Below are 12,639 nucleotides of genomic sequence, written 5' to 3'. Positions count from 1 at the left end.
CTTTACCGTTCCGTTCAGGAGATTTTCCATGCGTCGTTCCTTATTTCTTGCAGCCGCGCTAGTTCTGGGTACGTCCAGCGCCGCGCACGCTCATACCGTTGTGGCGACCAGCAACATCATCGTGCGTGCGCTGGATCGCAGTATCGATTTCACTTCCGATACCACGACCTCCATCCGTGACATGAAAGTGGTGCAGGAAGCCCGTGGCGATGCGGCCAGCTTCGTTGCATCCGATGGAGACATCCGAGGCGCTCAATTGGAAGCGGCCTTCATGACCCTGCGTGAGCGTCTGCCGGAAGCACGCCAGGCCAGTGATACCGAACTTGCCCAGGCGATCCTTGCACTGTGAAACCTGCCCTTCGCCGAGCGCTCCTGGGAAAGCTCGGCCGCCTCGCCAGACCAAGCCTTCTCTGCACCGCGTTTATCGCCTGGCTAGGGGCCGGTAACGCTCACGCGGCGCTGAGCCTGCATCTGGACGACCACTCATTGTCGCCAGAGCAGGCCCAGGCCACCCAGCAGTTACTCAACGAGGCACTAGGCAAGCTGCCTCCCCGCTTCAAGCAAGCATTGGATGAGGATATTTCCGTCCGTTGGAGCCAGGATCTTGAGCCGCAGGCATACGGTCGCGCAGACCGTCGTACCCTGCTGCTCAATGAGCGCCTGCTACCGGCATTGACTGACGGCAGCGATGCTCATATTCAAACCGGTCGCCCCCATGGCACCCAGCGAGAAGAAATGCTGGCGACTGTTCTGCATGAGCTTACTCATTTTTATGACCGGGAGCGGGCCTGGACTCCAGCTGAGCGCAAGGAAATAATCGCCTGTAGTACCTTGGCCTCCTCAACCAAGTCCGCTGACCTGCCTATCCATTGCCAGGGTCAGGCCGGTCGCCGCTACACCTTGTCCGATGATCCCCGCCTGCTGGATCTGGCTGGCTGGCAGGTCAAGGTCAAAAAGCATGGCGCCCGCGAGACTCGCAACAATTTCATTGCACGCAGCCCCGATATCTACGAGGTGACCAACCCTCGTGAGTTCGTAGCAGTGAACATGGAGTACTTCCTGCTGGATCCCAGCTACGCTTGCCGTCGCCCGGCCCTGGCGCGCTATTTCACCGAGCACTTTGGTTGGTCTCCCCCTCACGATACCTGCTCCAGCAAACTACCCTATCTGAACGCGGGCAGTGATTTTGGCAAGACCCCGCTAGGCTGGCTTGATCCTGAGCGCGTCTACGAGGTGGACTATCTGTTCGCCGAGGGTAACGAGCATGTCATGAGCCGCTGGGGACACAGTATGCTGCGCCTTGTCGTGTGCGCCCCCGGACGTCCGCGTGGCCCCGACTGTCGCCTGGACTTGCAGGAGCATCTTGTGCTGTCGTTTCGGGCCTTCGTCAACGATGTACAGATCTCCAATTGGGATGGTTTGACCGGTTCCTATCCTTCCCGGTTGTTCGTGCTTCCGCTGGCTCAGGTAGTCGAGGAATACACCAAGATCGAGCTGCGCGGACTGCAATCTGTTCCACTCAAGCTGAACCGGCAGGAAATTGCCAATCTCCTGGAGCGGACCGCTCAAACCCACTGGGGTTATGACGGGCATTATTACTTTGTCTCTAATAACTGTGCCGTCGAGACCTTCAAGCTCCTGCATGACAGCGTACCGCGTCTGCAACAGACTCCGCTCGACAGCATTACGCCAATCGGCCTGCTGGACGCCCTGCGGATAGAGGGTGTCGCCGATACCTCCGTATTAAACGATCAACGTGAAGCCTTGCGCCTGGGTTATCGATTCGACTCCTTCCGGGACCGCTTCCAATCCATGTTCAAGGTTGCTCGTGATCGGCTTAACCTACCTCAGCAGAAAGTCGAAGACTGGCTTGAGCTGGAGCCACGGCAGCGCCGCGAATGGTTCGACCGAGCCGACCTGCGCGCCAGTGCGGCGCTTCTGCTACTTGAGCAGGCCGCACTGCGACGTGAACTGCTCCTCGCTCAGAATGAGCTAAAGGACCGCTACTTGGGCCAAAATGGCGAGCTGGAAAAAGCCCGCTTCAGCAAGGCAGGCGATGCATTACAACAACTGCTAGCCGATAGCGGTTATCTCAGCCGACCTTCGGAGCTTTTGGGAGCCGGTGGCTATGGGCTTCCACAGCCAGGCGAATGGGATAAATTGACGGCTGAAAGTCAACGACGCCAAACCCACCTGCTCAGCTTACGCGAAACCCTCAACACGGAAGTCCGCACGCTATTGGATAGCCAGATACAGCGAGGTCTTGACGACACCGAAGCCAACCTCAAGCAGTTGGGTGATCACCTGAGAGCCTTACACAAGGCTTCGGGAGGACTGGAGCTGCCATGAGGCAGCTCTCTATTTTTCGCGTCATTCACAAGTACTGGAACTGCTAATATTGTCCGTGCCTTGATCTATAACGATAAGAAACCAACTGGCTGCGCCCTCTGTGACTACCATCCTTCTCGCTCTCTGGCCGCTGTTCGCCCTCATCGTGGCGGGGTACTGGATGCGCCAAAAAGGCTTTCCTGGCGAGGCCTTTTGGCCAGCTGCGGATCGACTCAATTACTTCATTCTTTTTCCATCGCTTCTGTTCAACAATCTCGCTACAGCACCACTTGATGACCCCGCTCTGGCACATCTGGCGCTGACGGCCCTGACGGGGCTGGGTGCTTTATGGATTGCCCTATTGCTTGCTAGACGTTTTTACCACTGGCCCGCCGAGCGATTCGGCGTCATTGCCCAGGGCACCCTGCGCTTCAATACCTACCTGGGGCTAGCAACCGTAGGCAGTCTGTTGGGCAAATCGGGCCTGGGACAGGCTGCGTTACTGCTGGCCCTGATGGTGCCTACCGTAAATGTCATGTCGGTTTGGGCACTGAAAGCCGAGCGCGGCGCTCGCTTGGGTGAGTTGTTATTACCCGTCCTACGCAATCCCCTTATTCTGGCCTGCGCAGCAGGCGCGTTGGTGAATCTGCTGGGATGGGGACTGCCCTTTGGCACGGATCGGCTACTGGGGCTTCTGGCAGCAACCAGCCTGCCTCTAGGACTTTTCTGCGTAGGCGCCGCCCTGAAACTTCAACAGATCGCCGGCGAATGGCGAGCCATTGGCACCATGACACTGTTCCGCCTGCTGGCATGCCCTCTCCTGGCAGGGTTGATCGCTTACCTTCTAGGCCTGCCGCCTCATGAGAGGCTTCTGCTCGTTCTGTTTTTCTCGCTGCCTACCGCACCGACCGCTTATGCATTGACCCGCCAGCTGGGTGGGGACAGCGCGCTCATGGCAGGTGTGATCACATTGCAGACACTTGTGGCTGCGTTCACATTACCACTGGTGATTTCGCTGCTGGGGGGCAGCCTCCCGCAAGGTTCATGAAAGCTTGCCCGGTTAGGATCAATTATCCAAAGGGTTAATGGCCCACTTATGGCAATGCCATGACGTGCACCTGCGGTACTAACAAAAACAAAGGATTAACTCCATGATTCGCTTGTCCCCAGCAGTGGCCCCCGCCGCTCCATGCCTCTCCATACGCTACTCGTGAGCCCTGAATCGCGCTTCGGTCGTTTCTTCACCTTTCACGCGTAACCGTTGGAGTTTTCCATGCTGACATTCCTTGGCTTCGCCATGGTCGTGACCTTCATGTTCCTGATCATGACCAAGCGGCTCACCCCTCTCATTGCGCTTACTATGGTCCCGATTCTCTTTGCCGTACTGGCATGGGCGTTGGGTAATCACTTTGCCAGTCTTGGGCATATCCAGCTCAATTCGCTCGGTCCCATGATGCTGGATGGATTGCGCACACTGGCGCCTACTGGCGTGATGCTGCTGTTCGCCATCCTCTATTTCGCTATCATGATTGATACCGGCCTGTTCGATCCGGCAGTTCGCTGGATTCTGAAACTGGTAAAGGGCGACCCGCTCAAAGTTGCCATCGGTACGGTCTTCCTGACCCTGGTGGTATCGCTCGACGGTGACGGTTCGACGACTTACATGATCTGCGTGGCAGCCATGTTCCCGCTGTACAAGCGTCTGGGTATGAATCCGCTGATCATGACGTGCCTGATGCTGCTGTCCAGTGGCGTCATGAATCTTACGCCTTGGGGTGGCCCGACGGCACGCGCAGCCAGTGCGCTGCACGTAGACCCGGCAGATGTTTTTGTCCCGATGATTCCTGCCATGTTGGCCAGCATTGCCTGGCTGTTTGTCCTCGCCTATCTCTATGGACGCCGTGAACGGGCGCGCCTGGGCATTCTGGAAATCCATGAAAGCGAAGGTGCCAAGGTTACCGTTTCTCAGTGCGAAGAAGCCCGCCGTCCTCATCTGCGCTGGTTCAACGGCCTTCTGACCCTGGCCCTAATGGCAGCGCTGGTCAAAGGCATTCTACCCATGCCAGTGCTATTCATGATTGCCTTCGGCATCGCCATGACTATCAACTACCGCAATATCGATCTGCAAAAACAGCGTGTTGCCGCTCATGCGGAAAATGTTCTTGCGGTAGTTTCACTGATTTTCGCCGCCGGGATCTTCACAGGCATCCTATCAGGCACCGGCATGGTGGACGCTATGTCCAAAAGCCTTTTGGCCGTTATTCCGGAAGCGCTTGGCCCGTATATGGCCGTCATCACTGCGCTAGTAAGCATGCCGTTTACCTTTTTCATCTCCAACGATGCGTTCTACTTTGGCGTACTGCCCGTATTGGCCGAAGCAGCTGGTCACTACGGTATCGCTCCAGTGGAAATTGCCCGTGCGTCCATCGTAGGCCAACCGGTGCATCTCTTGAGCCCATTGGTACCTTCGACCTACCTGCTGGTGGGTTTGGCTAAAGTAGAGTTTGGCGATCATCAACGCTTTACTTTGAAGTGGGCAGTCGTGACATGTCTGGCTATGCTGGTAACAGCTTTGTTACTAGGTGTGTTTCCGCTGTTCAGTGGTACCTGAACTAACGAAATTTTCACATTTACCTGATTAGTTTTGTCGGTTTGTTTTCGGTACTCGTCGTACCGACGTTAATGAAGAGGAATTGGAATGGAGTGGCTGACAAGCCCGGAAATCTGGGTGGCTTTCTTTACCCTGACGGCCCTGGAAATCGTATTGGGTATCGACAACATCATCATGATCTCGATCCTGGTGAGCCGTATGCCCAAGGCGATGCAACCACGCACACGTTTCTTCGGCCTGGCACTGGCCATGGTGACACGGATCCTGCTGTTGCTCTCGATCACTTGGGTGATGCGCCTGACGGCCGATCTGTTCCATGTGTTTGGCCAAGGCATCTCCGGGCGCGACCTCATTCTGTTCTTTGGTGGCCTGTTCCTCCTGTACAAGAGCAGTACCGAGATCTATCACGGCCTGGAAGGTGAAGAGGAAGAAAGCGACGAGCCTAAGGGCAAGGGCGGCAGCTTTATCTCTACCATCGTCCAGATCGCGATCATCGACATCGTGTTCTCGCTGGACTCGGTCATTACGGCAGTGGGTATGGTGCAACATGTACCAGTGATGGTTGCGGCGATCATTGTTGCAGTACTGGTGATGATGCTGGCAGCGGGTAGTATCAGCAGCTTCATCGACAAGCACCCTAGCCTGAAGATGCTCGCACTATCCTTCCTGATCGTAGTAGGTACTGTGCTGATCGCTGAGAGTTTTGAGATTCACGTACCCAAGGGCTATGTCTACTTCGCCATGGCGTTCTCGCTGGCAGTGGAAGCCATCAATATCCGCATGCGTACCGCAGCCGCCCGCAAGAAGGCCCAGCAAGGGCATCCTGTGAAACTGCGTAAGAATACGCCGTAAGCCCTACGGCAGTGAAAGCCCTGGTTTACCGGGGCTTTTTTTATGGCTTCCTTTCACCAGGCATAAAAAAGCCCACCCGCCTTTCAGCGAGTGGGCTTTTCAGTCGCGCGGTCGGGTTATTACACCTTGCTGCGCTCGTAACGCTTACGATCGTTTTCGTTGAGCAGCTTCTTGCGCAGACGAATCGACTTCGGGGTTACTTCAACCAACTCATCTTCAGCGATGAATTCCAGGGCCTGTTCAAGGGTGAACTTGATTGGTGGAACCAGGGCGATAACCTCGTCCTTGCCGGAAGCACGCATGTTGTCGAGCTTCTTGCCCTTGGTGGGGTTGAGCACGAGGTCGTTGTCACGGCTGTTGATACCGCATAGCTGACCTTCATAGATTTCATCGCCAGGCGCGAGGAACAGCTTGCCGCGGCTTTGCAGAGTTTCCAGCGAATACGTCAGTGCAGTACCGGTAGCCATGGACACCAGTACGCCGTTCTGACGGTTGGTGACTTCACCTGCCTTGATCGGGCCATAGTGGCTGAAGGTCGAGGTCAGGATGCCAGTACCCGAGGTCAGAGTCAGGAAGTTGTTACGGAAGCCGATCAGACCACGTGCCGGAATGGTGTACTCCAGACGAACACGGCCTTTTCCGTCAGGGATCATGTTGCTCAGATCGCCCTTACGCAGACCCATTTGCTCCATCACGGGACCCTGGTGCTGCTCTTCGATGTCGATGGTGACGTTCTCGTACGGCTCCTGCTTCTCGCCGTTTTCGTTCTCGATGATCACCACCTCTGGACGGCCTACCGCCAGTTCAAAGCCTTCACGACGCATGTTCTCGATCAATACGGACAGGTGCAGCTCACCACGGCCAGAGACCTTGAACTTCTCGGGAGATTCGCCCTGCTCAACACGCAGTGCCACGTTGTGCAGCAGCTCCTTGTCCAGACGGTCCTTGATGTTACGGCTGGTCACGAACTTGCCTTCTTTGCCAGCGAACGGCGAGTCATTGACCTGGAAGGTCATCGAAACGGTCGGCTGGTCAACGGTCAGCGGAGGCAGCGCCTCGACGGTCTGCTGGTCGCACAGGGTATCGGAAATGAACAGCTCGTCCATGCCGCTGACGCAAACGATGTCACCGGCCTGCGCCTCAGGAACCTCGACACGCTGCAGACCGTGGTGACCCATGATCTTCAGAATGCGGCCGTTACGCTTCTTGCCATCGGCACCGATAGCGGTTACCGGAGTGTTGGCCTTGATCGTACCGCGTGCGATACGGCCAATGCCGATTACGCCGAGGAAGCTGCTGTAGTCCAGCTGGGAGATCTGCATCTGGAACGGGCCGTTCACGTCGACCTGGGGGGCCGGTACGTGGTCAATGATGGCCTGGAACACAGCATCCATATTGTCGTCCATCTTCTCGTAGTCCATGCCGGCGATGCCGTTCAGGGCGCTGGCGTAGACGATCGGGAAATCCAGCTGCTCATCAGTGGCGCCCAGGTTGTCGAACAGGTCGAAGATCTGGTCGATAACCCAATCTGGACGCGCGCCCGGACGGTCGATCTTGTTCACGATCACGATCGGACGCAGGCCCGCCTTGAACGCCTTCTGGGTCACGAAACGGGTCTGAGGCATGGGGCCGTCTTGCGCGTCCACAACCAGCAGTACGGAGTCAACCATCGACATTACACGCTCTACTTCACCGCCGAAGTCAGCGTGACCGGGTGTATCCACGATGTTGATGTTATAGCCGTTCCACTTGATCGCCGTGTTCTTGGCCAGGATGGTAATACCACGCTCTCTTTCCTGGTCGTTGGAGTCCATGACGCGCTCGCCTTCGGCTTCCTTGCGGTCCAGCGTACCGGACAGCTTCAGCAGCTTGTCTACCAGCGTGGTCTTGCCATGGTCAACGTGGGCGATGATGGCGATATTACGAAGATTCTCGATCACTTTTTCAGTCTCGTTATCAAGTTGAGCCGGGCCGCAGCGGCTGATCACAGCAAGCCCGACACGACATTCAGCAAAATTCATTCAAGCCCAAAGGGCATTTAATCCAGAGAAACAAAGGCGCCAATGAGATCTGCGCCTACGAGCAGCCCGACAGGCCTGCCCTCAACCCCGGTCGGGAGGGCGATGGCGAATGCTGCCGCCAAACAGCCCGGGCTGTTTAGTCCGGGCGATAAACACGTACATTCGCATGCCCCTCATTGAGCAAATGATGAGCATGCAGGCGACTCATGACCCCTTTGTCACAGTAGAGAAGGTACTGGCGACTCTCGTCCAGCTCCTTGAATCGATTGTTCAGTGCAAAGAATGGCATAGCCTGCACTTCGACACCGTCCACGGCCAGAGGATCATCCTCCTGACTATCTGGGTGACGAATGTCGAGCACGATCTGACCAGGCAGCGCCTGGCTGACTTCCTCAACCTTCAAATCCTTGCCAAGCTCGTCGATCACCTTGTCGACTGTCATCATCGTAGCGCGCTCAAGGGCTGCGTCCAGGATGGTCATGTCGAATTTGGTTTCTTCGTGCTCGATACGGTAGCCCTTGGCCTTGGTCGTCGGGTTCACCGAAATCACGCCGCAGTACTCCGGCATGTGCTTGGCAAATGCCGCCGTGCCGATCTGTTCGGCCGTGTCGATGATGTCCTGCTTGTGACTGGCCAGCAGTGGACGCAGCACCAGCGTATCGGTGACACGGTCGATTACGGCCAGGTTGGGCAGGGTCTGGCTGGAAACCTGCGAGATCGCCTCGCCCGTGACCAGCGCATCGATGTCTAGGCGCTCAGCCATGCGGCTGGCTGCGCGCAGCATCATGCGCTTGAGGATGACGCCCATCTGGCTGTCATCCACCTTGGTCAGGATCTCGCCGACCACCTCTTCGAACGGCACGCTGATAAACAGCACGCGCTGGGAACGGCCGAATTTCTCCCACAGATAATGGGCAACCTCCATAACGCCCAATTCATGAGCACGCCCACCCAGATTGAAGAAGCAGAAATGACTGACCAGGCCGCGACGCATCATTTGGTAGGCGGCAACGGTTGAGTCGTAACCACCGGACATGAGCACCAGCACCTGTTCGAGAGCACCCAGTGGATACCCTCCCAGACCGTCGTGCTGCCGATCAATCACGAACAGGCGGTCATGGCGGATCTCGATGCGTGCAAGCACCTCGGGATCCTTGAGGGAAATCCCCGCACCGCCACAGCGCTGGCGCAGTCCGCCCCCGACGTAGCGCTCTATGTCCATGGAGCTGAAATCATGTTTGCCGGCCCGCTTGCAGCGCAAGGAGAATACCTTGCCGCGAATGCGCTCACCGAAATGCTGGATGCATTTGTCGAGAATATCTTCGAAGTCGCCCAGCGGGTATTCATGGACCTCCAGGAAATGACCGATCCCTGGCGTGCAGGTCAGGCGCTCGATCATCTCGCGCAGAACCTTCGGCTCGGTCTGCTGTGTTTCGACTTCCAGGTTATCCCACTCACCCTCCACCGTCAGGTTCGGGTCCAGATCCCTCAAGACCACCCGGATATTCTTCGCCAGCTGGCGAATGAAACGCTTGCGCACCGGACGACTTTTGATAGTGATTTCCGGAAAGACTTTGACGATGAGCTTCATGAAATTTTAAAGAAGAGCGGAAACGACGAGAAAAGGTCGACAAGTATAGCTCAAACTGAAAGTTCTGACTTCCATTGGTCTAAATACATAAAAGCACCAATTTGGTGCTATAAAAAATATAAAGCACGCTTTTGGTGCTCAGTGGTCTATTCCAAAGGCACTATTAACGGCCAAGGCCTAGTGTTAGTGCGGCCCTGTCCATTACAGGGCACTGGCACGCTACTTGCTCCCTTGTGAGGCAGTAGCCCTTAGGCGAGGATAGGGCTCTTCTGAAAGCGCAACCGTTTTCAGAAGTGCCCTTGCTACGGGTACACCTGATCCTGGGAGTTACGCCAACCGCTCCCAGCCTCAATCCCTCTGGAGGAAAACATGTCGAAGGCGGTTCAACTGATCAAAGAAAACGACGTGAAGTGGATAGACCTGCGCTTCACGGACACCAAGGGAAAGCAGCAGCACGTTACTATGCCCGCTCGCGACGCCCTCGATGAAGACTTCTTCGAACACGGCAAAATGTTCGACGGCTCCTCCATTGCTGGCTGGAAAGGTATCGAAGCTTCCGACATGATCCTGATGCCGGACGACAGCACCGCCGTGCTGGATCCGTTCACTGAAGAGCCGACCGTGATCCTGGTCTGCGACATCATCGAACCGTCCACCATGCAGCCTTATGAGCGCGATCCCCGTGCTATTGCCAAGGCTGCCGAAGAGTATCTGAAGTCCACCGGTATCGGTGACACTGTATTCGTAGGTCCAGAGCCCGAGTTCTTCATCTTCGACGAAGTGAAGTTCAAGTCTGACATCTCCGGCTCCATGTTCAAGATCTTTTCCGAACAGGCATCCTGGAACACTGACGCTGATTTCGAAAGCGGCAACAAGGGTCACCGTCCGGGCGTCAAGGGCGGTTACTTCCCGGTTCCGCCGGTCGACCACGACCACGAAATCCGTACGGCCATGTGTAATGCGCTGGAAGAAATGGGTCTGGTTGTTGAAGTTCACCACCATGAAGTGGCGACTGCCGGCCAGAACGAGATCGGCGTGAAGTTCAACACGCTGGTAGCCAAGGCGGACGAAGTCCAGACGCTGAAGTACTGCGTACACAACGTCGCTGATGCCTACGGCAAGACCGTAACCTTCATGCCGAAGCCGCTGTATGGCGATAACGGCTCGGGCATGCACGTTCACATGTCTATCTCCAAGGAAGGCAAGAACACGTTCGCAGGCGAAGGCTATGCCGGCCTGTCCGATACTGCCCTGTACTTCATCGGCGGCATCATCAAGCATGGCAAGGCTCTGAATGGCTTTACCAACCCGTCCACCAACTCCTATAAGCGTCTGGTTCCCGGCTTTGAAGCACCGGTCATGTTGGCCTACTCGGCTCGCAACCGTTCCGCCTCGATCCGTATCCCCTACGTTTCCAGCCCGAAAGCCCGCCGTATCGAAGCGCGCTTCCCGGACCCGGCGGCCAACCCTTACCTGTGCTTCGCTGCACTGCTGATGGCGGGCCTGGATGGTATCCAGAACAAGATTCATCCTGGCGATGCTGCCGACAAGAACCTGTACGACCTGCCGCCAGAAGAGGCCAAGCAGATCCCGCAGGTATGTGGCAGCCTGAAGGAAGCACTGGAGTCCCTGGACGCTGACCGCGCGTTCCTGACCAAGGGTGGCGTCTTCACTGATGAGTTCATCGATACCTATATCGAGCTCAAGAGCGAAGAAGAGATCAAGGTTCGCACCTTCGTTCACCCGCTGGAATACGACCTGTACTACAGCGTCTAAGCCACCGGTTGTACAGCAGAGGCCTCCTTCGGGAGGCCTTTTGCTTATGGGCGCTTGTCATAAGGGCCTGTCAGTGCAACGCTTATGACTTACTTCTTTCTCTATGTGACGCTAGTGTCACCCTAGGAACAGATATGCGCCTGCTGTTCGCCAGCCTAGTGTTTGCCATGACCTTGCCTGTTCACGCCGAAATCTATCGCTCGGTAGGCCCGAACGGCCAAACAGTCTTCAGCGACCAGCCGCCAGCGAACGCGCCTGCCGAACGGGTCGAACTGCAGCGCCCCAACACCGTGAAAGCCGAAACGCCGGCGTCGACCGCGCCCTCTCCGTCCCCGCCCGACACGGGCGCAGCCACGAGTCAGCCTTATCAAACCCTGCGCCTGGATGCGCCTGACGATGAAGCGCTACGAGCGAACAATGGCACTTTTTCCATTAGCGCGACCATAACGCCTGCCCTATCGCCCGGCCATGAACTTCGCCTGCTGGTGGATGGGCAACCTTATGGTGAGCCGACCCGAGCACCTTTTTTTCATCTGACTAACATAGACCGTGGCACCCACAGCCTGGCCATAGAGGTGGTCGAAGGTACACGTGTCGTACAACAGAGCGAGCCCGTTGAGATCACGGTGCAACGCATCAGCCTCAACAGTCCGAGTCGTTGATCCTTACCGATGCGCTTCATTTATCTGCTTGTACTACTCTTCCTGACGCAGCCGGCCTTTGCAGCCGTGTACACCTACACCGATGCCGAAGGTAACCGCATCTTCACGGACAGTCCTCCAAAGGGCATCAAGGCCAACCCTGTCACGATTCAGCCTTCCAACAGCATGCCGTCGCCTGCTGCACCACGCACGATCAAGCTGTCACCCTCCAATCCGGATATTCGTAAACCGGTGCAGCCATCCGCCCCACCGCCACCTGCTCAGATCGCGTCCTACCAGATGCTGCGCATTCTTGTACCGGAGCCGGACGCTACGATTCGGAGCAATGCCGGTGAGCTGATCGTAACAGCCACCAGCGATCCAGAACTGATGCCTACTCATTTCTACCGGCTGATTCTGGATGGCCAACCCGCAGGAGCCCCTGGGCGCAGTCCGGTATTTCCACTTGAAAACCTGGATCGGGGCACGCATCAGATCGCGGTGGAAATCGTTACGGAAGGCGGCGTCGTGGTCGAGCGTACGCCTAGCCAACCTTTCCATATGAAGCGCATGTCGCTGTCTCAGCGGCGTCTGGCCAAACCCTGCAAGGACGGTGAGTGGGGTATTCGTCCCGAATGTCCGCTTTCTGAAAAACCCGAAGAAGAATAAAGCGCCAGCCCCTTATGCACCATATCAGTGCAATACTGTAGGCCGCACCAAAACGAGACATCCTGATTAGCCAGAAAACAGCTTAAGGCTACGTGCAGTGCACAGGTTATGGGCTTGCCCTAACACAGGGCAGCCTATTTACGTAGCTTG

General features: G+C 56.6%; 10 protein-coding genes. 8 read left to right on the top strand and 2 right to left on the bottom strand.

Annotated elements, in window-relative coordinates:
- Nucleotides 1–28: 28 nt before the first annotated feature.
- The 5 genes from PLU01S_RS08600 (at nucleotide 29) to PLU01S_RS08580 (ending at nucleotide 5,791) form a co-directional block, all read left to right on the top strand.
- Nucleotides 29–349, top strand: a complete 321-nt coding sequence (locus tag PLU01S_RS08600) for a DUF2388 domain-containing protein (protein ID WP_010796121.1) — start codon at nucleotides 29–31, stop codon at nucleotides 347–349.
- A gap of 23 nt (nucleotides 350–372) precedes the next feature.
- Nucleotides 373–2,349: a DUF7844 domain-containing protein gene (locus PLU01S_RS08595; protein ID WP_162842018.1), complete on the top strand. Its 1,977-nt coding sequence runs from the start codon at nucleotides 373–375 to the stop codon at nucleotides 2,347–2,349.
- Between the two features lie 100 nt (nucleotides 2,350–2,449).
- Nucleotides 2,450–3,376, top strand: a complete 927-nt coding sequence (locus tag PLU01S_RS08590) for an AEC family transporter (RefSeq protein ID WP_074827120.1) — start codon at nucleotides 2,450–2,452, stop codon at nucleotides 3,374–3,376.
- 225 nt (nucleotides 3,377–3,601) lie between these two features.
- Nucleotides 3,602–4,939 (top strand): CitMHS family transporter, encoded by a 1,338-nt coding sequence (locus tag PLU01S_RS08585; protein ID WP_074827122.1) that lies wholly within the window; start codon nucleotides 3,602–3,604, stop codon nucleotides 4,937–4,939.
- An 87-nt stretch (nucleotides 4,940–5,026) separates the two neighbouring features.
- Complete coding sequence (locus PLU01S_RS08580) at nucleotides 5,027–5,791, top strand: TerC family protein (RefSeq protein WP_074827124.1); 765 nt, start codon at nucleotides 5,027–5,029, stop codon at nucleotides 5,789–5,791.
- A 119-nt stretch (nucleotides 5,792–5,910) separates the two neighbouring features.
- On the opposite strand, the gene typA is transcribed toward PLU01S_RS08580, so the two are convergent.
- Together typA and thiI are read right to left on the bottom strand one after the other, a co-directional pair.
- Nucleotides 5,911–7,731, bottom strand: coding sequence for a translational GTPase TypA (typA, locus tag PLU01S_RS08575; protein WP_026004159.1), 1,821 nt, complete (start codon nucleotides 7,729–7,731; stop codon nucleotides 5,911–5,913).
- A gap of 217 nt (nucleotides 7,732–7,948) precedes the next feature.
- Nucleotides 7,949–9,403, bottom strand: coding sequence for a tRNA uracil 4-sulfurtransferase ThiI (gene thiI, locus PLU01S_RS08570; RefSeq protein ID WP_010796127.1), 1,455 nt, complete (start codon nucleotides 9,401–9,403; stop codon nucleotides 7,949–7,951).
- Between the two features lie 369 nt (nucleotides 9,404–9,772).
- On the opposite strand from thiI, the gene glnA reads away from it, so the two are divergent.
- From glnA to PLU01S_RS08555, 3 genes are all read left to right on the top strand, one after another.
- Nucleotides 9,773–11,179 carry a glutamate--ammonia ligase gene (gene glnA, locus PLU01S_RS08565; RefSeq protein WP_010796128.1) on the top strand — a complete coding sequence of 469 codons (1,407 nt, stop codon included), beginning with the start codon at nucleotides 9,773–9,775 and terminating at the stop codon, nucleotides 11,177–11,179.
- Nucleotides 11,180–11,313: 134 nt separating this feature from the next.
- Nucleotides 11,314–11,841 carry a DUF4124 domain-containing protein gene (locus PLU01S_RS08560; RefSeq protein ID WP_010796129.1) on the top strand — a complete coding sequence of 176 codons (528 nt, stop codon included), beginning with the start codon at nucleotides 11,314–11,316 and terminating at the stop codon, nucleotides 11,839–11,841.
- Between the two features lie 9 nt (nucleotides 11,842–11,850).
- On the top strand, nucleotides 11,851–12,489 hold the full coding sequence (locus PLU01S_RS08555) for a DUF4124 domain-containing protein (RefSeq protein ID WP_074827126.1): 639 nt from the start codon (nucleotides 11,851–11,853) through the stop codon (nucleotides 12,487–12,489).
- Nucleotides 12,490–12,639: the final 150 nt, after the last annotated feature.

The sequence above is a fragment of the Pseudomonas luteola NBRC 103146 genome, assembly GCF_002091675.1.
Lineage (GTDB): Bacteria > Pseudomonadota > Gammaproteobacteria > Pseudomonadales > Pseudomonadaceae > Chryseomonas > Chryseomonas luteola.
The sequence above is the reverse complement of the archived record's forward strand: the minus strand, read 5'-3'. Positions and strand labels throughout refer to the sequence as shown.